General features: G+C 38.8%; 16 protein-coding genes. 12 read left to right on the plus strand and 4 right to left on the minus strand.

Going from position 1 to position 21,065, the window contains the following annotated elements; translation table 11 throughout:
- The first annotated feature begins 5 nt into the window (after positions 1–5).
- From sppA to J0H12_05245, 7 genes are all read left to right on the plus strand, one after another.
- The gene (sppA, locus tag J0H12_05215) at positions 6–1,757 is read left to right on the plus strand and encodes a signal peptide peptidase SppA (protein MBN9413302.1); all 1,752 of its coding nucleotides are present in this window, start codon (positions 6–8) and stop codon (positions 1,755–1,757) included.
- Between the two features lie 13 nt (positions 1,758–1,770).
- On the plus strand, positions 1,771–3,210 hold the full coding sequence (locus tag J0H12_05220; GenBank protein MBN9413303.1) for an NADP-dependent isocitrate dehydrogenase: 1,440 nt from the start codon (positions 1,771–1,773) through the stop codon (positions 3,208–3,210).
- 227 nt (positions 3,211–3,437) lie between these two features.
- Entirely contained in the window at positions 3,438–4,973 is a 1,536-nt protein-coding gene (fliF, locus tag J0H12_05225) for a flagellar M-ring protein FliF (GenBank protein ID MBN9413304.1), read from the plus strand.
- A 4-nt stretch (positions 4,974–4,977) separates the two neighbouring features.
- Positions 4,978–6,003 carry a hypothetical protein gene (locus J0H12_05230; GenBank protein MBN9413305.1) on the plus strand — a complete coding sequence of 342 codons (1,026 nt, stop codon included), beginning with the start codon at positions 4,978–4,980 and terminating at the stop codon, positions 6,001–6,003.
- A 128-nt stretch (positions 6,004–6,131) separates the two neighbouring features.
- Positions 6,132–6,506: a flagellar motor switch protein FliN gene (fliN, locus tag J0H12_05235; protein MBN9413306.1), complete on the plus strand. Its 375-nt coding sequence runs from the start codon at positions 6,132–6,134 to the stop codon at positions 6,504–6,506.
- 299 nt (positions 6,507–6,805) lie between these two features.
- Positions 6,806–7,807: a hypothetical protein gene (locus J0H12_05240; protein MBN9413307.1), complete on the plus strand. Its 1,002-nt coding sequence runs from the start codon at positions 6,806–6,808 to the stop codon at positions 7,805–7,807.
- Positions 7,808–7,809: 2 nt separating this feature from the next.
- Complete coding sequence (locus J0H12_05245) at positions 7,810–8,595, plus strand: MinD/ParA family protein (protein ID MBN9413308.1); 786 nt, start codon at positions 7,810–7,812, stop codon at positions 8,593–8,595.
- Between the two features lie 52 nt (positions 8,596–8,647).
- Here the strand turns inward: J0H12_05245 and J0H12_05250 are convergent, their stop codons facing one another.
- Positions 8,648–10,009: a phosphoglucosamine mutase gene (locus tag J0H12_05250; GenBank protein ID MBN9413309.1), complete on the minus strand. Its 1,362-nt coding sequence runs from the start codon at positions 10,007–10,009 to the stop codon at positions 8,648–8,650.
- Between the two features lie 129 nt (positions 10,010–10,138).
- On the opposite strand from J0H12_05250, the gene J0H12_05255 reads away from it, so the two are divergent.
- Both J0H12_05255 and J0H12_05260 read left to right on the plus strand, forming a co-directional pair.
- Positions 10,139–11,203 (plus strand): SagB/ThcOx family dehydrogenase, encoded by a 1,065-nt coding sequence (locus J0H12_05255; protein MBN9413310.1) that lies wholly within the window; start codon positions 10,139–10,141, stop codon positions 11,201–11,203.
- 138 nt (positions 11,204–11,341) lie between these two features.
- Positions 11,342–12,751, plus strand: coding sequence for a gamma-glutamyl-gamma-aminobutyrate hydrolase family protein (locus J0H12_05260; protein MBN9413311.1), 1,410 nt, complete (start codon positions 11,342–11,344; stop codon positions 12,749–12,751).
- A 69-nt stretch (positions 12,752–12,820) separates the two neighbouring features.
- Here the strand turns inward: J0H12_05260 and J0H12_05265 are convergent, their stop codons facing one another.
- The 3 genes from J0H12_05265 to J0H12_05275 all read right to left on the minus strand — a co-directional run bounded on the left by J0H12_05265 (position 12,821) and on the right by J0H12_05275 (position 15,344).
- Positions 12,821–13,735: an EamA family transporter gene (locus J0H12_05265; protein MBN9413312.1), complete on the minus strand. Its 915-nt coding sequence runs from the start codon at positions 13,733–13,735 to the stop codon at positions 12,821–12,823.
- A gap of 154 nt (positions 13,736–13,889) precedes the next feature.
- A complete protein-coding gene (locus J0H12_05270) occupies positions 13,890–14,162 on the minus strand; it encodes a hypothetical protein (GenBank protein MBN9413313.1) in 273 nt (90 codons plus the stop codon).
- Positions 14,163–14,276: 114 nt separating this feature from the next.
- Entirely contained in the window at positions 14,277–15,344 is a 1,068-nt protein-coding gene (locus tag J0H12_05275; protein MBN9413314.1) for an Mrp/NBP35 family ATP-binding protein, read from the minus strand.
- 161 nt (positions 15,345–15,505) lie between these two features.
- On the opposite strand from J0H12_05275, the gene J0H12_05280 reads away from it, so the two are divergent.
- The 3 genes from J0H12_05280 to J0H12_05290 all read left to right on the plus strand — a co-directional run bounded on the left by J0H12_05280 (position 15,506) and on the right by J0H12_05290 (position 21,052).
- Positions 15,506–16,537, plus strand: a complete 1,032-nt coding sequence (locus J0H12_05280) for an enoyl-CoA hydratase/isomerase family protein (protein MBN9413315.1) — start codon at positions 15,506–15,508, stop codon at positions 16,535–16,537.
- 69 nt (positions 16,538–16,606) lie between these two features.
- Positions 16,607–20,068, plus strand: coding sequence for a transcription-repair coupling factor (gene mfd, locus J0H12_05285; protein MBN9413316.1), 3,462 nt, complete (start codon positions 16,607–16,609; stop codon positions 20,066–20,068).
- Between the two features lie 81 nt (positions 20,069–20,149).
- A complete protein-coding gene (locus J0H12_05290) occupies positions 20,150–21,052 on the plus strand; it encodes a DMT family transporter (protein ID MBN9413317.1) in 903 nt (300 codons plus the stop codon).
- The last annotated feature ends 13 nt before the right edge of the window (positions 21,053–21,065 follow it).

The raw sequence follows: 21,065 nt of genomic DNA on the forward strand, positions 1-21,065 counted from the left end.
CTATCATGGGTCACTTTTTTAAGAAATTCCTTGTCGTATTGGGTGGAATAACTCTCTTTAGTATCGTGCTTTCTTTGAGTGGGATAATCTTTGCTTCTTTTAAAACTTTAAAAGTGCAAGATAATAGTTATTTAGAGTTATCATTTGACGGAGATTTAGAGGAAAAAACTGCAGAAGGGCTTCAATCTTTCTTCAGTCCTCATGTTTCTTTGCGTTCGGTTGTCGAAACGCTGACTCATGCGAGCCAGGATCCAAAAATTGTGGGAATTCTCTTAAGACTAAACCAACAATCTCCGGCGGGATTTGGGCAGATCCAAGAGCTTCGCAATGCCTTGAAAAGGTTTTCTCAAAAAGGGAAGAAGGTTATTGTTCATTGCGATACTTTTGGTGAAAGCTCTTCAGGTATGGCCGCCTATTACCTTGCTTCGGTAGGGCAGGAAATTTGGCTACAATCTCTGGGGTCCTTAAATATTACAGGTTTTGGTGTTGAAATTCCGTTTCTGCGGAAATTTTTGGATGACTATGGAGTGACCGCACGCATCTTAAGACGCGAAGGTTATAAAACAGCTATGGATTTTCTGACTCATGAGGGGCTTTCTCCCCAAAATCGTGAAGATCTCGAGAAAATTTTAACTGCGAGATTAAAACAATTTATCACAGATATTTCTCAAGATAGACAATTAAACCCGTCTCATATGAGAGAATACATAGATCGTGCCCCCATTGTGACAGCAGAAACGGCAAAGAAAATGGGATTAATTGATCATATAGGATACATTGAAGACCTTTATACGTCTCTTAAAGCGAAGATGAAAGAGGCTGGTCAATTTGTCCAATTTAAGAAATATGCGGAATCCCTTCCTAAGATAAAAGCAAAAAATAAGATCGCTATTATTTACGCTGTGGGTCCCATTATGCGAACTTCTGAGAGGGGAAATCCTTTGTCTCTGGATGCTGTAACTAAGGCAGAAGAGGTTCGTAAAGCCTTTGAAGAGGCTCTTAAAGATCCTCATGTGAAAGCAATTGTGTTTAGAATTAATAGTCCTGGAGGTTCTGCGGTTGCTTCTGATACCATCTGGGGCGCGGCTGAACAAGCAAAAATCAAAGGAATACCGGTGATTGCTTCTATGGGCGATGTTGCTGCATCAGGCGGATATATGGTGGCACTTCCGGCAAAAAAAATTGTTGCAAATCCTGCGACGATTACGGGTTCTATAGGCGTGTATGGTGGGAAACTGGTGACGAATGCTTTGTGGGAAAAGTTAAAAATTCATTGGCAAAGTGTTCAAGTGGGACAGAAAGCCATGATATGGAACAGTGTAAAAGACTATTCAAAAGAAGAATTAGAGGCTGTTAATGAATCATTGGATCAGATCTATGATATCTTTATGCAACGTGTCTCAGTGGCGCGTAAGTTGCCTTTAAATGAGGTTCGTAAACTAGCTCAAGGTCATGTTTGGACAGGAGATGAGGCTCTTTCTAGAGGGTTAGTTGATGTTCTGGGAGATATGGAACTTGCAATCACTATAGCGAAAGAAGAGGTAGGTTTAAAAAAAGATGAAGTGGTGAAGCTTGAAATATTTCCACGTGAAACCACGTTGATAGAAAAACTAAGGATGCTTTTAACCGGAAATTCTTCATCACTTTCTTTAAAGGGGGGAGTTTATGAAATTTTCAAAATGATCAAAGTTTCTTTTAAATCAATGGTTATTGAGTCTCTTTATTCCCCACTTTCTGCTTATTTTGAGAACAACTGAGGGAAGAGATATCATGACAAAACATGTTGTAACATTTATTGCAGGTGATGGGGTTGGCCCTGAAGTAACAAGTGCAGCGCGAAGGATCATTGAGGCGGTAGGGATCAATATTGAGTGGGAAGAATGTTTAGCGGGTGCAGCCGTTTTTAAACAAGGGTTTGCGTCGGGCGTTCCTGAAGAGACGATCAACTCTATTAAGCGAAATAAGGTTGTTCTGAAGGGGCCTCTTGAGACCCCTGTAGGATATGGTGAAAAAAGTGCCAATGTCACTTTAAGAAAATTATTTGAAACTTATGCAAATATCCGGCCTATTCGGGAATTCCCAAGTGTTCCATCTCCTTATCAAGGGCGAGGAATAGATTTTGTTATTGTTCGTGAAAATGTAGAAGATTTGTACGCGGGTATTGAATATATGCAAACGCCGGGAACGGCACAAACTCTTAAATTAATTACCCGCAAAGGGTGTGAAAAAATTGTGCGGGTCGCTTTTGAATTTGCGCTTGCAGAAGGGCGTAAGACAGTACATTGTGCCACTAAAGCCAATATTATGAAGTTTTCTGAAGGCCTGCTCAAGCAAACTTTTGAAGAAATTTCCAAAGAGTACCCGAACATTGAAGCGCACCACATTATTGTTGATAATTGCGCACATCAATTGGTGAAAGCTCCTGAAATGTTTGATGTGATTGTCACAACAAATATGAATGGGGATATTTTAAGCGACTTAGGATCTGGTTTAATCGGAGGATTGGGATTTGCACCTGGGGCGAATTTAGGAAATGAGATTGCTATTTTTGAAGCTGTCCATGGATCTGCTCCTAAATATGCAGGGCAGAATGCGATTAATCCCACAGCTGTTATTTGCTCAAGCTTGATGATGTTAAGGTACTTAGGTGAATTTGAGGCTGCCAATACCATTGAACAAGCAATTTTAGTTACACTGCAAGAACGACGTGCGTTAACGAAAGATGTTGTTGGGAGACAAAATGCAAGTTCGACAACAGCTTATTGCGATGAGATCATAAAAAATTTAGGAAAGAGCTCTGATTTTTGGCAATTAAGGGATTATAAACCTCTTCAGATGCCTAGCGTTTCACGGGATCCAGAGAGTGTCAAAGCCTCTTCAAAAGTTGTAGGGATTGATCTTTTTATTCAGTCAAGCTTAATGGCAGAGATCCTAGGTAAAAGTTTAGAAGAGATCGTCTCAGAGTTACCGATTCAACTCAAAATGATCTCAAATCGAGGGGTGAAAGTCTATCCGAGTGCAGGCACTACCTTAGATGTTGTGGATCTTTGGAGTTGCCGTTTTATGGCAAAAGAAGAAGCTGAAATGACAGACTCCTTAATCTGCCGTTTACTTGAAAAAATAAGTCCTTCTTATAGATGGATGCATCTTGAAAAATTAACTTATTTCGGAGATCGTATGGGTTTTTCAAGAGCTCAAGGTGAAGACTGAGGGCATCTCTTTATTAATTTAGGGGGCGCAATCTTTGAGAAAAGATCATCAGCTTTTTTAGGGTTCTCCTAACAAAATTAAGCTTTAGGAATCCTAAAAAAATGAAGAGAGGGATTAAATTTCAATAAAAAATTTTTTTTGGGCTAAAATTTTGGCCTTTATTAATAAAATATTAACCTTTACAGTTTAGAGCTAAGCGGCAATTTTAACGCCAAGGAGATATTGTTGTGAAGCGGATAACGCAGACTTTGAGAAGTTGGGGAACTTCGCGACGGGTTCTCTATGCCTTCATAATAGTTATAGGGCTTTTAAGTCTTGCCGGTTTATTTATAAAATTTTCATCTCAACCTATGGCTCTTTTGTATTCTGATTTAGAGCTTGCAGATGCAAGTCGTATTGTTGCACGACTTGAAAAGCAAAAAATTCCCTTTGAGATTAAAGCTGAAGGAACTCAGATTTATGTGCCATCTGAACGAGTGGCGCGCCTACGGATGGAGATGGCAGAAGCAGGACTTCCTAAAGGAGGAATTGTAGGTTACGAAATTTTTGACCAAAAAGCAGTCAATATAGGTTCTACTTTTATGCATGATATAAAACATTTACGAGCTTTAGAGGGGGAGCTGGCGCGAACAATCTCTTCTCTAGAGGGTGTGATATCTGCAAGAGTGCATCTTGTTCTTCCCCGACGAGAGTTATTTATAAAAGAGCAACAGCAGCCGAGTGCTTCAATCGTTCTTCATATGCGGAGTTCTAAAGAGTTAAAGCAATCTAAAGTTTTGGCCATTCAACATTTGGTCGCTTCGGCTGTGCCAGGACTTATACCTGAGGCTGTTGCAATTATTGATGATAAAGGAAATCTGTTAGCAAAGAGTGACACAGAAATAGATTCACAGCATCAAACAAATATCGAAGAAATTCGGATGGCTTATGAAACAAGAACGGCCCAGATGATTGAAGGCTTAGTCGGAAAATATGTGGGACCTGATAAGGTGCGAGCAGAAGTTACCGCCGAAGTGGATATCGATCGCTTTTCGCAAGAAGAAGAACGCTATGATCCCCAAGGGCAAGTTGAAAGATCTCGCCAAACTATTCGAAAGACTAATGAACCTCATGATTTAACAGAGGAAAATATTAAATATGAAGTTACAAAGTTAGTTCAAAAACAATCGCGAGAATCTGGAAGTATAAGACGACTTTCTGTTGCGGTCGTTGTAGATGGACATTATTTCTATGATGATAAAGGAAAAGAGATTTATCAGCCAAGATCTTCAGAAGAGATGGAACAATTAAAGAAGCTCATATCATCCGCAATTGGCTTTAATATAGAAAGAAAAGATCAACTCGAAGTTATCAATATGCCTTTTGCTAAGGTTAAAGACCGCACGTCACATCCAATTGATTATTTGGAGCCTGTTATTGCTTTTAAGCATTCAGAATTATTACGATTTGTAGAATTATTAATTTTCATTATTGCAACTTTTTTAGGGATTATGGTTGTCATAAAGCCACTTGGTTTTAGCTTTTCATTAAAAAAACAAAAAGCAACGACAACCCAAGACCCAATAAAATCGCCACTTCCTCATATAGATTTAAAGCATTCACAAGATATAAATTTTATTGCTCAATCCTTACAATCTAGGCTTTCTCCTCATTTTCAAAAAAATGTGAGTGAAGGATCTCAGCAAAAAGTGAAATATATTCTTGATCATCACCTTGAAGAAGCGGTAAGCGTACTTCGAGATTGGATGCGGAAGGGAAAATAAAAAGATGCCTATTCAGGAAACTGTAAGGCCAGAAACACATTCTAAATTTTCATCATTTGACAAGGTTGCTGTTTTTTTACTTTCTCTACCTAAAAATGAAGTAGAAAAAATTTTTTCGAAGCTCAATGTTGATGAAATCAAAAATATACTCCAAAGGATGTCAGCTATTGATTCATTTGAAATGGCAACCATTGACCATTTATATCTAGAATTTTCGAAAGACGTAGAAAAGTTAATAAATAAATCAAGCACTCTTGAAACTGAAGAAAATATTTTAACGAAGTTATTTCATCCTTTGGATTTGAATGAAAACAAGATTGAACACCAAAAAATTAAGGTAGATGATCTCTCAGAAACACTTAAGAATGTCACCTCTGTCAGCCTTTCGAAGTTTCTTAAAGACGAACACCCTCAAATGATTGCTCTCATCTTAAATAGGATTGATCCGCAGAAAGCAGCCTCTGTTTTTGTTGAATTCCCAGAAGCGTTATCACTCGATGTGATGAATAGAATGCTTACAATGGGGCAAGTTCAACAAGAGGTGCTTGATGAAGTTGAAAATACGCTTAAAGCAGAATTTAAAGATATTTTAACACCTGCAATTCAGCAAAATTCTTGTACCCATATGGCGGACATTTTTAATGCTTTCGGTCCAAAAGATGAGGTGAAATTTATGCAGGGGCTTGAATCTAAAAACAGTGAGGCAGCTAAGCATGTAAAAGATCTTATTTTAACTATCGAAGACTTGAAATATGTTGAAGAGGTCGGCATTAAAAAAATTCTCAGCATTATTGATAAAAGCAATCTTGTTATTGCCTTGAAGGGAGTTGATGAATCTTTAAAAGAGGTTTTCTTTTCTCATATGTCTGATCGATCTGCTAAACTTTTAAAAGAAGAAATAATGGCTTTAGGGATGGTTAAAATACGAACTGTTTATGAAGCTCAGCAAGTTATTGTTAACGAAGCAAAAGAATTGATTAGAAAGGGTGAAATTCATTTAAGTAAAACGCTCTTTAAGAAGAGAATTTAAAGATAGAATTCATCATGATTGATATTGTAAATTTTTCTTTGATACATAAAGTTTTCAAGAACAGGATTATAGAAAAATAAGTTTATTAAGTTGTTATAAAGGGGAAGCATCCTAGAAGAGGGGAATGGATGAATAGTCATGATCAAAAAAAAATAATAAAAGACAATCGAGATTTTATAAATAATACCGATTTCACGCCATTAAATGATGTTTTTTTTAAGGGCAGTTCTCAACAATCTGAAAAAGATTTACACTCATCAATTGATTTGAAAAGTCTTCAACAAGTACCTGTCCAAGTCTCAGCTGTTTTAGGACAAGCAAGTATTCCTATTAAACAAGTTCTAAAACTTGTTCCTGGGAGTATTATAGAACTAGATCGAAAAGTTGGGGAGCCCATAGATATTTATATTAATAATCATTTACTTGCTCGAGGGAATCTCGCTTTAATAGAAGATCAGCTTGGTATTACAATCACGGAAATTATTAAAATGGACAGAGATTAGAGATCTTAAGAGTTTTTTTAGGTGGACTCAAAAGTGTAGTAATTAAGCCACAAGCGTGCGGCTTAGAAAGAATAGTGTAGTGAATAGCTCGACAATTGTAGGGCTAAAGGCTAACTAAATAAGCATATCTAAGGGGAAGATAAGTGCTCAGAAAAAGTAATATTGTCAGCGACTCAATCCAAGAAATTTTAAAGTTATTTAGCCAATAGAATTAAGTTTCTAACCTTCTTCAAGGCCTCATAGAGTTTATCTCGATGGAGGTTAATAAAAAGAAAGTAAATCAAGAGGGGAGCAAAAGAATGCGCCTTAAAACATTCAGAGCCTCAACAATGACTGAGGCTCTGCAGGAAATAAAAAAAGAATTTGGCCCTGAAGCTGTTATTTTATCGACGCTTGAAGGGAAAAATGAAGTTTCTGTAACGGCCGCTTTAGAGCATAAGGATGACTTAAATTTTAATGAAGTTGCTGTTAATGAGCCTTTGAGCTTTTTAAATGATTTTTGTCGTATTCTAGAACATCATCGGGTCCCGACGGTCATTCAGGAAAGGCTTGTGTGGTCTCTTTCGTCTTCTCAAGAAGATACGTCAGATAAAAATTTTGAAGGAATGCTTAAAACAATTTTTAGGTTTAAGCCAATCATTAATTCTCAAGGAAAATTCTTACCTCCCGCGCGTTTAGCTCTTCTAGGGCCTTCTGGGGCAGGTAAGAGTGTAACAATTGCAAAGCTTGCTTCAGAGTATGTGATGGCGGGATTTGAGCCTTTTGTGATTACTCTTGATTGTTTAAAAGCAGGTGCTATTACGCAACTCGAAGTTTATATGAAAGCAATTGGACTTCCTCTTCATCCCGTTGAAAATATTAAGGAATTTAAAAAAATATTAAATGAGTCTCCAATTAATACTTATATTCTTGTAGACACCCCAGGCATTAACCCTTTTCGGCGAGATGAAGTTCAATTTTTAGAGGAAGTTGTAGATTGCTTAAATGGAGAAGCTGTTCTGACGTTTCCTGCAGGGCTTGATTCATGGGAAATCAGTGATTATTTAGGCTTATATAAAGGTTTAGGAGTAAAAAGAGTTATCTTAACAAGAGCGGATACCACTCATCGGTATGGTGCTTTAGTCACAGCTCTTTATGAAGGTCAATTCTCTTTAGCTCAAGTGAGTGCAGGCCCAGAGTTAGGATCACGTTTAGACGCGGGAGATTCTAAGTTACTTGCAGAGCTTTTAAGAAAGTTTCAAGACAGCAAGGCAATCCCACATTTCGCTTTAGAAGAAATGGTAAAGGAGCTAAGAGGGTGAATATGTTAAAAATGGACTTTAAAAATCCTAAATTAGATCAGCTAGAGGCAGCGGAGAATATTTACTTTATTGCTTCAGGAAAAGGTGGTGTAGGAAAAACCTGGTTTTCAGTTACTTTTTCTCAAGCTCTCGCACAACAAGGTAAAAAGATACTTTTGTGCGATGGTGATCTGGGGCTTGCTAATATTGATATCCAATTGGGTTTAACGGCAGAGAAAGACCTGACCACGAGTCTTATGAATTATATAGAGCTTAAAAATGTAATTGTGCCTTATCCTCAAGGGGGGTTTGATGTGATTGCAGGACGTTCAGGAAGTGGTACATTGGCAACGCTTCCTGCTCAAAGCTTAATATATTTAAAAGAACAATTAAAGAAATTATCAGCACTTTACGATGTCATTCTGGTGGATTTAGGGGCAGGTGTGGGGACAACAATTCAAAATCTCATGCAAATTGCAGGACAATGCATTGTTGTTATCACCGATGAACCAACGTCTTTAATGGATGGATACGCCTTTATAAAGGTGATGTATGGGCGTCGTCCGATGCTTCCAATGAATGTTATCATTAATCAAGCAGAAACCGTGGATGCGGGAAAACGAACCTATGAAACTATCCAACAAGTATGTGAGAAATTTCTCAAGATGACGCCTCATCTGTTGGGTATCATCAGGCGAGATCCTGAAGTGAGGAATACCATCTGTGCCCAAACACCCATTCTCACCCGCTATCCGACAGCCCCTGCGGCTGAAGATGTCAAGGGTATTGTGCAGATGATCTGCAGTTAAACATTCATGTTGGACGATTTGAGTGCAAAAAACCGCCAAAGAGAATTAGAGATTATGTATTCTTTTTATTGGCATCTTTTTGATAAATAGCTTCTGAGAGATCATCAATAACTTCATGGAGCATTTGTTCGTTGTCACCTTGGGCCATCAAACGAACAAGTGACTCAGTGCCTGATTTTCGAACCAAAAGCCGCCCAGTCGTCCCGAGTTTTGTTTCTGCATTATTAATTGCTTCTATAATTTTGTCATCTTCTAAAAGAGAAGAATTATTAAGTTTAAAGCTTTTTAAGAGTTGTGGCACAGGTTCAAATACGCGCAAAATTTCACTGGCAGGCTTATTTGAAGAAATAATCATGGAAAGAGCTTGAAGAGCTGCCACAAGGCCGTCTCCCGTGCGGGCATAATCACTTAAAATAATATGGCCAGATTGTTCACCGCCGACATTACATGATTTTGCTCGCATAGACTCAGAGACATAACGGTCGCCAACGGGCGTGCGAATTAATTCTATTCCTTTGTTCTTGAAAAACCATTCGAATCCTAAGTTAGTCATCACGGTGCCAACAACGGCTCCACCTTTCAAAAGACCTTCAGTATTCCAAGTGTTTGCAATGAGAGCTAGAAGTTGATCGCCATCAACAACGCCTCCTTTTTCATCAATCATGACAACGCGATCCGCATCGCCATCTAGGGCAATTCCTAAATCGGCTCTGTATTCAAGGACAGCTTGTCTTGCAGCTTCTACGGAAGTTGCACCCACATCTTTATTGATATTTATTCCATCTGGATAAACACCAATAGGGATAATTTCTGCACCCAGTTCCCATAAAACCGTTGGGGCGACCTTATAAGCCGCACCATGAGCGCAATCAATGACAATCCGAAGGCCGTCAAGCCGTCTATTCTTTGGAAAAGTATTTTTAACAAATTCGATATATCGGCCAGTTGCGTCTTCGAGGCGTTTTGCTCGTCCTAAATCTGCAGGTTTAACGAGACCTTCAAGAGACTTAGAAAAAACCCGTGCTTCAATTTGTTTCTCTACAGTATCACTAAGTTTATAGCCTTCGCGATCAAATAATTTGATTCCATTATCCTGATATGGATTATGAGATGCTGAGATGACAACACCAAGGTCAGCTCGAAAGGAACGAACGAGCATCGAAATAGCGGGTGTTGGAATGGGGCCTACAAGGGTTACATCCATCCCAACTGCAATAAAACCAGAGGTCAATGCAGGCTCAACCATATATCCTGAAAGTCGAGTGTCTTTTCCAATAACGACTTTTGGATGAGTGGCACCCTTTTTGAAATATCGCCCTGCTGCAATAGCTAGTCGCATGATTGTCTCAGGTGTCATCGGGTCTGTATTTGCGGTTCCTCGTACACCATCTGTTCCAAAAAGCTTTCGTGACACACTATTTTCCTTACTTAAATATTTTTCTTCTATAGGCGGCTTTAGATTTAAAAATCAAGAGTACAAATATATATTTGAATAATGTAAACTGAAAGTGTTTTAATTTATCAAGTGTGAGGGATCTTTTAGATGTTTGTTAATCCGCATATTTTTTTCTTTCTCAAAGATGGCGAAATTATAGCTTGGGATTATAAAAACCATCAACAATTTGCTTTAGAAAAATTATATTTTGACCGACTTGTGGATCGTTCAAAAGAGGAAGAATTAGAGACAATTTCTCTTGATAGTGAGCTTGCTGAAGGCGCTTTGTTATGCACACAACAATCTCCACAAGAAGAATGGGGTTGGGATGTTCTTGCCCAGATTTATCATATAGGAACGCGGGATATTGCAACCAATTTAGGGGAACTCGATCCTCAACAATGGTCTAAGGAATATCTTGAATACTGCCAAGGAATCTCTCAAGAGGCACCGGAATTTCACACCAAACGAGAGGGAGAGAAGTTAAAGCTTCCAAATCCTGACCTTGAACTCCTCAAAAATCAAAATTTTTTAGAAGTTGTAAAAGCCAGAAAAACATGCAGATCCTTCAATGGAGAGCCTGTGTCCCTTGAGTATCTCTCAACATTACTTTATGTCAGTTTAGGGCCCCTACATGATAAATGGCAGGATTTAGAGGACAATAATTTAATGGTCCTTGGCGTTCGTAAAGCCTTTCCTTCCGGGGGAGGTATCCATCCTGAAGAAGCATATGTTGTTATTTTCAATGTGGAGGGAATAAAACCTGGCGTTTATCATTATGATGCCGAGCAACATTCTCTAACAGTGATTAAAAATGGGGAATTTGAGAAAGAAGTGATTGAATTATTGTTGGGGCAATTCTTTGCAAAAGGCCTTGCTTTTGGAATTTTCTTAACTTCTCGATTCGATAAAATTTGGTGGAAATATCCTCATTCAAGAGCTTATAGAGTTGCTTTATTAGATATAGGACATGCGTCTCAAACGATATTACTTACCGCCACAGCATTAGGGCTTCAAACTTGGCTGACAGGTGCTTTCTATGATTCAAAAGTGGAGGAATTTCTAGAAATAAAGACATCGAATGAAGCCTCAATTTTCTTTGTTGGAGTGGGACATGGAGATAACCAATCGATTCCTCCTGAAATTCTTAAAATACTTCAAGAAAAATCATAAATAAAGGAAGCTTTCTTAAGTTTTCTCAAAATAAGTAAAACTTACCTAAGTAGACCACTTAGGAAGATTTTGCTCATAGATTAAAGGATTATTTTTTTATACAGCTGAAACCCGTTTATTTCTAACGAAGAGGTCAGTATGAAAAAATTTTACTTAGCAATTTTAACTGTTTTATTTTTATTAAATTTATCAAAAACTTATGCAAATGATTATAATCTTATTCGAGATTATATGTTGGCAGAGAATCAAAAAGGGAAGAAACAATCTTATTTTGCAGAAAAATTGGACATATCTGAAGCAACTATTTCACGGTTTTTAAATAAAAAAGTTGAAACATCTCCGAAGCTTTTAGAGAAATTCAAGTCAAAGTTGCCTAAGACATATCAGAAACTTATTACTCCCCAAAAATTACAGGCTACTAAGCAGATAAAAAAGAAGGCTAATTTTCCAGTGAAAAAGCTCATCTTTAAAGAGGAGGGGGAAAAACATATTCCCCAAGTGCCGCTTCAAACTAAAGAGGGAGCTTCTCAAAAAAAATTAAGCTCTGCCCTAGCTCAAATGCCGGTTAAAGTAAACTCAACTCTCTCTGTTATGCCTTTTAATAAGCCAAGTGAGATCTTGGCTCAAAAAAAGAAAATCAATCAGGAAGATAAAGCCAAAAAAGCACCTATAGTGATTGCATTTAGAGAAGAAGGAGATGGCAAAGGCGCGCTCTATGATCATTATACAGTCCAAAGAATAACGAAGTATCCAACTCAGATTTCTGCCCATGAGAATATGCGTACAAAGAAGCTAACAGAATACCAACGGACCGTAACTTATAGTCTAACGTATGGAAATAAGCATAATGGGCAAATAATTCCAGAGACAATTAATAATGCTTTTGAAGGAGGTCTTTTATTTATTCCAGGAAGGGCCCGGGTTAACGAGTTTGATTCTTTTCGCAAAGAACATGAAGAAAATCTCCTCAAACAAGCTTTTCTTAGAGGGCAACCTATTTTGGCGATTTGTGCAGGATCGTGGAGACTTTGGGAATCTCTGGGAGGAAAGCTTGAAGAAGTGGAAGATCATTGTTATGGCGGAGGGATGATACGGATCTCAGAAACGACCGGTGAGGTAGGATACAATAAGCAAATTCATCGGGTAAAAGTGCACAAAGACACTTTATTGAGATCGATTATGGGCACGGCCGTGGACGAGAGGCCAAGTGTGAATAGTCTTCATTGGAAAGCGCCGTCGTCTAAAAAAATCCCAACTTTAGCAAAGATATCAGCAATTTCTGTTGCGGATAACAAAATAGCCCCTAACACTCGGCAAGGGGAGCAGATGTCACCTGAAGAGGGAACAATTGAGGCTTTTGAAAATATGCATGGAGCCCCGTTCTTAGGAATACAATGGCATCCTGAAGCTTATACAAGAGCAGATTCTGAAGACATGGTGCCTGAAAAACATCTTGCTATCCTTGAGTATATGGCCAAAGCTGGTCAGGCTTACCATCATAAAAGATTAATGTTAAAAGAGTTAGAAGAGTTAACTCTTAAGAACTAAAAGAAATATGGCTTTAGGTAATTTGTAAGTTCAGTTTTGTTGAAGTGCAAAATTTAAAGGGACTTAGAATTACCTAACCTTTTTTAATGAGGGCATTTTTTTTCCAAGAATAATGAGATTACCGAGGCTGATAAGTCCAACACCCCAGATAACGTGTTGTTCCCATTGGAATTGTTCCAAAAAAGTTGAGATGATAAGGGCAACAATGGGGGTGATGAGCATAATGTAAGACGCTTTGACAGGTCCAATCTGGCCTACGAGAGTGAGATAGCATCCAAAAGCAATAACTGATCCTACGATGCTTAAATACAAGAGACTTAGAACGTAGGGAAAAGTCCAATCAAACGTCAATGAATGTCCTTCAATAAAGGCTAGTAAAAGAGTTAAAAGAGCGCCGTATCCCATAGCATAGGCGTTCGTTTGCATAACGGGAAGATGGTGCTTCTGATTGCGCATGGAGATCATGGTTCCCCATGAAGCTGAGGCGGCTCCGAATAAACTGAAGAGCATTCCTCTTAAGCTATCATTAGAGAGATTGAGAGCATTAATTTGAGGCCAGAAAATAAAACATATTCCGATAATTCCTAATAGAGCCCCACTAATAAATTTGGAATTGATAGGAAGGCGATAAAATAAGAATGAGTTCAGCATATTAAATATCAAAACAATTGAAAAGATAACGGCATTAATACCGCTTGAGATGTAAATTGCAGCTTCATAAGCAAAAAAATAGTTGAGACAAAAAAGAAAAATTCCTTGAAGCAGGAAGAGAAGATGACTTTTCTTAGAAAACCTGAGGTTAACGTCCTTAAGAAAACACCACCCAAAAAGGATCAAAGACGCGATTGCGAATCGATATCCAATCGAAAGGGCCGGAGCAACATTCCCAAACTGAAATTTGATAGCATACCAAGTTGACCCCCAAGCGAGTGTTGTCACAACATAGAAAAGGATCGTTTGAAGAAGAGAAGAATTTACGTACATATATCTATTTAACCACTATTATAGTCGCCATATAGTAAGCAATTTATCGCCCAAAGGGAAGGGGTTGTTGAGAAGGGTTTAAAATTTCTTATATTTGTTTTGGAGAGGTTATGCTTCTGTCTTAATTCTAAAGCATAACCTTATCCTTAGAAGCTTATTTCTTAAAATCTTCTGGTGTCATGTGTTGAGGATTCTTGGTTGGTCCAATTTTAACTTGTTGGTGATTCCTCACGGCTTGAATAGATCGTTCTTTTCCTAAAAGTCGTTGACATTCTAAACTCGCAACTTTTTGCGTGTTAGTGACCGCATATTTGCGGCATGCTTCTAATTTTTCTTGGTAAGCTTTACTCTCTTGTTCGCTCGCATTCACATGTATTGAGTGAAATGCCGTAAAAATGATTGTCGATATGATTATATGCTTTTTCATATTAATATCCTTTAATTTGATAGGGTAATTGAAGTAACATCATTAATATATCTGAGTAATATTAAAATATTATTAAGGAATTTTATTTTAATTTAATTGATTAATAATATTTTTTTATATTAATTTTGGTAGAATTTTATGGGAAATATTTTGGAATATTTTTGAAATATGATGATCTGGATGTTTCAAAATAAAAGGCTCCCCTGTATCGCAAGCTTGGCTCAATTCATAAACAAAGGGGATTTGCCCCAAAAAAGGAATATCTTTTTGGTTTGCTTCTTGAGACGTATTTCCTGGGTGAAAAAGAGGAGAAGCTTCCCCACAATGAGGACATTCAAAAACGCTCATATTCTCAATAATCCCAAGTACAGGAATTTCAAGCCTTTTAAACATACTGATGGTTTTTCGTGCTTCTGTTAAGGCGATATCTTGAGGCGTCGTTACGATGACTGCGCCCGATAAAGGTACTTTTTGAATCATTGTGAGTTGAGCATCGCCTGTGCCGGGTGGAAGGTCAACGATAAGCACGTCTAAATCCTGCCAATGGACATCTTTAAAAAGTTGCTGAATTGTGGTCTGTACCATAAGGCCGCGCCAAATAAGAGGTTCATCCTCATTGATAAATAAACCAATCGAGGCACATTGAATTCCATACTGAACGTGTGGTGTAATTTTTTTATTTTCATCAATGTGTGGTTTCCCTTTTAAATTCATCATGCGCGGTAATGAAGGGCCATAAACATCGGCGTCAACGATGCCAACTTTCAATCCCTGTTGAGAAAAGGTACAAGCTAAATTAACAGCGGTTGTTGATTTTCCAACGCCTCCTTTACAGGAAGAAACGGCGATAATATGTTTAACGGTTGGAAGGTCATATTTACCCCGGAATTTTGGATTAGTTTTCATACTTTCTTGTGAGTTTTCCTTATGAGATGTGAGCACGACCATTATTTTGTTAACGTGAGATAAGTGTTTAACTTTATGCTCAATCTCTTGACGTAATGGCTCATAGTCATGCGCTTTTTCTGGAGGGATATTAACGGAGATTGTCAGATTATTTTGATCAATGTTAAGACCAGAAACCCAATCCAAAGAAACAATATTTTTTCCTGAATGAGGATCAATAATTTCTTGAAGAACATCCATGATGTCTTGAACACGAAGGGAAGAAGAGGTCTTCATAGAATTCTCTTTTGTTAGTTAAAAATCTTAAATTAACATAGTAATCATTTACCCTTAACATTTGTCTGATTCCTCATACAAATATTTTTCGAAGAAAAACTTTTGTATTCTCTTAAAACATTATAAATTAACGCAACATAATTATGACAGGTGTCAGATACATGGATATCTCCTTCAAAGTAGTGCATCATCTTGGTTTTATTACGCTTGAGCGACCCCAAAGCTTAAATGCATTGAATCTTTCTATGATTACAGCGTTGCATGAGATTTTAAAAGAATGGCGTCATGATCCGGATGTTCATGCGATCATTGTTCAAGGGCAAGGAGAGCGTGCTTTTTGTGCTGGAGGAGATCTGAGGTCTGTTTACGAAGCGCAACAACGTCATGATTCCCGTTTTCATGATGAGCTTTTTCGCAAGGAATATACGCTTAATTTAGAGATAGCCCGATTTCCAAAGCCGTATCTCAGTTTTATTCATGGATTTGCCATGGGAGGCGGATTAGGACTTTCCGTTCATGGTTCGTATCGAATTATCGCTCAGAATGCGCAACTTGCCATGCCTGAGACGAAAATAGGTTATTTCCCCGATGTTGGGGCTAGTTATTTTCTTAATAAAGCGCCGGGTGCTTTGGGGATGTATCTTGGGCTTACCGGCAATAGTATTGGTGCGAGTGACAGTCTTTATGCCGGATTAGCAACGCATTTTGTGCCTCAAGAGAAACATGCTCAGGTCATTGAAGCTTTATGTGAGAGTGATGCGTTGCAACGCAAAAATATTGATAATATCCTCGAGACGTATGCCGAAAACCTTCCCGAAGCTTCTTTGAAGATTCAGCAGGCTCAGATTGATACTTTATTCCATCACTCGACGTTAGAAGGAGTTTTTCAAGCTTTAGAGAGTGATCCTTCTTCCTTTTCTCAAGAATGTCTCCAAACTTTAAAAATGCGCTCTCCCACAAGTTTGAAGGTCACATTTGAACTTTTAAAGAGAAATCAGGGAATAAGTTTAAAAGAGGCGCTTGAAACTGAATTTCAGCTCAGCCAAGTTTTCATAAAAAATCATGATTTCTTTGAGGGCATTCGCGCTTTGTTAATTGATAAGGATCAAAAACCTGCGTGGTCTCCAGCGACAATTGACGACGTTGATTCATCTCTTGTGGCGGAATATTTCAACCATAAGATAAAATTATGAAATAAATAAAAAATCAGGTTATAAGCGCAGAGATCAGTTAAAATAATTCATGAATTAAAGTCACTTAGAATGCAGATATTAAACATCGATCACTTACTGAGAAATTCTACTCATATAACTTTAGGAGGCGTGCCAGAAGGGGCAGAATCTTTTCTGTTAAAGGAAATGCTTGCGCAAGAGCCGAATACACCTTTGCTCTATATTTGTCATCATGAAACGTCTCTTCATGAACTTGATGCAACGCTTAGATTTTTGTGTCCTGAGGTTGATATCTTAATATTTCCACCGTGGGATTGTTTGCCTTACGACAGGATGTCTCCGAAGCGAGATATTATTGGTGAGCGTGTGACCACGCTGCTTAAGCTTAATAGGGCACTTGATAAACCAACACTCGTTATTACAACAATTCAAGCTTTCCTTCAGCGCGTGGCACCTCAAGAGATCTTTAAAGATGCGGATCTTCAGTTAAAAATTGGCACCTCTTTTAATCTTAAGACTTTTGAAAATTACTGCCATAAATATGGTTTTATGCGTGTTTCAACGGTTCGAGAGCCTTCTGAATATGCGATTCGCGGCGGGATTATTGATCTCTTTCCTTCCAGTTCTGAGCAGCCTTATCGATTAGATCTTTTTGGGGATGAAATTGATAGCATTAAAATATTTGATCCGCTCTCTCAGCGAAGTTTAGAGAATATTCAAGAAATTAATTTATCCCCCTGTAGTGAAGTTTTATTAGATGAGAAATCTATTGAAGTATTTCGCACGTCCTATCGGAAAGCGTTTGGGCATACAGGCGAGAAAGATCCTCTTTATCAAGCGATTAGCGCGGGACAAAGTTATGCAGGGATGGAGCATTGGCTGCCTTTATTTTACTCTCAGCTTGCAACCCTTTTAGATTATGTTCCTGAGGCGACTTTAGTCTTTGATGCCAAAGCTCTTGACACGGCAAAAGCTCAACTTGAGCTCATTGAAGAAAATTACCAAGCAAGAAAAGAATTCGTGACTATCAAGGCAGATAATAAGGCCCCTTATTATCCTCTTTCGACAGAGTTATTGTACCTCTCTCTTGAAGAAATAGAAAAGACTATTGAGACCAAAAAAGTCGTGCATTTTTCTCCTTTTTTAAAAGAAGGAAGCCCTCAAATAGAAGGGCGTAAGGTGCCGGACTTTAGTGCTGTTAGAGCTCAGCCGAATGTGAATCTTCTCGAGGCTCTTAAAGAACGAGGCGAAAATTATATAAAATCTCACAAGAAAGTTCTTCTTGGCTGTATGACTTCAGGCTCTCGTTTAAGGCTTCAAGGATTATTACAAGATCATGGTTGCCAAGCAAATTTAGTGGAAACATGGGATGATTTCATCACGTTGCCAGCTTCAATCATTGGAATTTCTCTGATTCCTTTAGAGCAAGGAATTGAGTTCAAAGATTTTGTATTAATCACGGAACAAGATATTTTTGGAGAACGCCAAAGCCAGCCTGTTAAGAGAAAACGACGTTCGGATCTTTTTATTGGAGAAGCAGCAGCCCTTAATGAAGGGGATTATGTTGTGCATCAGGAGCATGGGATTGGCCGTTTTCAAGGACTCAAAACACTTCAAGTTGATCAACTTCCTCATGACTGTGTAAGTCTCATATATGAAGGAGGAGATAAGCTTTTTGTTCCAGTTGAGAATTTAGAGATTCTGTCTCGCTATGGGGGCGAAGATAGTATCGTAACGCTTGATAAGCTTGGTAGTTCTGCGTGGCAACACCGAAAAGCGCGTGTGAAGAATAGACTCGAGGATATCGCAGAACATCTTATTGCTCTGGCCGCTGAGCGAGCTTTACGGGTGGGTGAAATTTTTCAACCTTCAGAAGGGTTATATAACGAGTTTTCCGCCCGTTTTCCGTATAATGAAACAGAAGATCAAGAGCGGGCAATTTCCGAAGTTCTTCAAGATCTTGAATCTGGGAAGCCGATGGATCGCTTGATCTGTGGAGATGTGGGGTTTGGAAAAACAGAAATAGCTTTACGGGCCGCCTTTGTCGTCGCTTCTTCAGGGAAGCAAGTCGCAATTATTGCACCGACAACGTTGTTATGTCGCCAACATTACCAAAATTTCCAAAAGCGTTTTGAGGGATTTGGGCTTAAGGTGGCTCAGTTATCACGCCTCGTTCCAACAAAGGAAGCGGCAGGCATCAAAGAAGGGTTAGAAAAGGGGCACGTTGATGTGGTCGTGGGAACCCATGCTATTTTTGCACAATCAACACACTTTAAAAATTTGGGGCTCGTGATCGTGGATGAAGAGCAGCACTTTGGCGTGAAACAAAAAGAAAAACTCAAAGATCTTCAGAAAGATGTTCACGTTCTAACGCTGACAGCCACGCCAATCCCGCGCACACTTCAGATGTCGTTAAGTGGCGTGAGGGATATGAGTATTATTGCAACGCCGCCCGTAGATCGTCTTGCGGTCAGAACTTTTGTGATGCCGTTTGATGAGATTGTGATGCGCGAGGCCTTAACGCGCGAGTTCAATCGTGGCGGTCAAGTTTTCTATGTTTGTCCCCGTATTGAAGATCTTGAGAGTATTCAGGAAAAATTAAGAGCTTTGATGCCGGAGGCTAAAGTCGCTGTGGCGCATGGACAGCTAGCGCCAACCATTTTGGAAAAGATAATGAACGATTTTTATGATCGTCATTATTCAATTCTTCTTTCAACCAATATTATTGAATCAGGTCTGGATATCCCGGCAGTTAATACGATTATTATCCATCGATCGGATCTTTTTGGGTTAGCGCAATTATATCAATTACGAGGTCGTGTCGGGCGCTCGAAAACACGAGGGTATGCTTATTTAACGATCCCTGATGTCATTACCTCAACTGCTCAGAAGCGTTTGGAAGTTATGCAGACACTCGATACGTTGGGCGCAGGATTTCAGCTGGCGAGTCACGATATGGATATTCGCGGGGCAGGAAATCTTTTAGGGCAGCAGCAATCGGGTCATATTCGCGAAGTCGGTGTGGAACTTTACCAACAAATGTTACAAGATGCTGTTGATACTGTCCGGCATAAGTCGTCAGAGACGGTGCCGCAAACCGCAGCTGTGTGGACTCCTCAAATTCATCTGGGGCTTCCCATTTTGATTCCTGAGGACTATGTTGTAGATCTTGCAACGCGCCTGAATCTCTATCGTCGTCTTTCCCATCTTGAAAATGAAGACGAAATAGAAGCCTTTACGCTCGAGTTGCTCGACCGATTTGGGGCTTTACCGCAGGAAGTTAAGAACCTCTTAAACGTGCTTAGATTAAAGCAATTATGTCGACACGTTGGCGTTGAAAAGATCGAAACAGGAGAAAAGGGAGCTATTTTTACCTTTTATAATAACACGTTCTCAAATCCTGTGGCGCTGATTCAATTTATTCACACCCAAGGTGGTACAGTTAAGTTGAGACCTGATCATAAACTGGTTTTTTTGCGTGCGTGGAAAGAAGCTCAAGAGCGGGTAAAGGGATGTGAAGACATCTTAAAAGAGCTCATAAAGATGGTGTGATCCTCTCAAGTTCAACTTCTTTTTGAGAATGATTTTTTAAAGAGATACAAGAGCACAGGCTTTTTTAAAGGAATGTTTTTAATGTCGTTTTTTACAAAGTTTACTTATTTATTAAATCCGCAACGTGATTCCTCTAAAGTTGCCCTCAGCATCTGTCTGATGATTCTTTGGGCCTTGAGTTTCACAACGGCCATGTCTTTTGTTAAAATTGTTCATGGGGAAATTCACAGCCTTATGATTCTTTTCTTAAGGTGTTTTTTTGGTTTCCTCTTCTTTTCGCCTTTTGTCGTAAAAGGAGGAATAAGCAACTTACGAACAAAAAGGCCTTTTCTTCATGGCATTCGCGTTATTTTAACGTGCACAGGAATGTTTTGTACTTATTATGCTTATCGTCATTTACCTTTAGCAACGGCCTCGGCCATTGGATTTACAAGTCCTTTATTTACGACAATATTCTCCTTTTTGTTTTTTAAGGAGCATATATCCTATAAAAAATGGATGGTAATTTTTGCAGGATATCTTGGGGTTCTCATTATTCTGCGCCCCTTTTCCTTGCATCTTGACAACGCTATGTACGTTGCTCTTTTGGCGAATGCTGTTGCAAGCGGGGCTATTATTGTCGCTAAGAGACTTTCTTCAACAGAATCAACGGTTACAATCCTATTTTATACCAATATTGCCACGTTTCTTTTATCGTCTTTTGCTGTCCTATGGGTCTGGCAAACCCCTGACATAAGAGAGATTTTGATCCTCGCTTGTGTTGGACTTGCCGGCATCTTATCGCAGTTTTTTTATATTAAAGCCCTGCAGCTTGGAAAACCGTCCTTTTTAGCGCCATTTGAATATACGCGTCTTCTCTTTGCGATTGTTGTCGGAACTCTATTTTTTCAGGAGAGCCTTGATCAATGGTCCCTTATGGGGGCTTTTGTTATTATTTTTGCGACGTTTTTTCTGAGTCGTATGGAAATGCATCCCGAAAAATAACGCTTATCAGGAA

The organism is Candidatus Paracaedimonas acanthamoebae (assembly GCA_017307065.1).
Taxonomy (GTDB): Bacteria; Pseudomonadota; Alphaproteobacteria; order Caedimonadales; family Caedimonadaceae; genus Paracaedimonas; species Paracaedimonas acanthamoebae_A.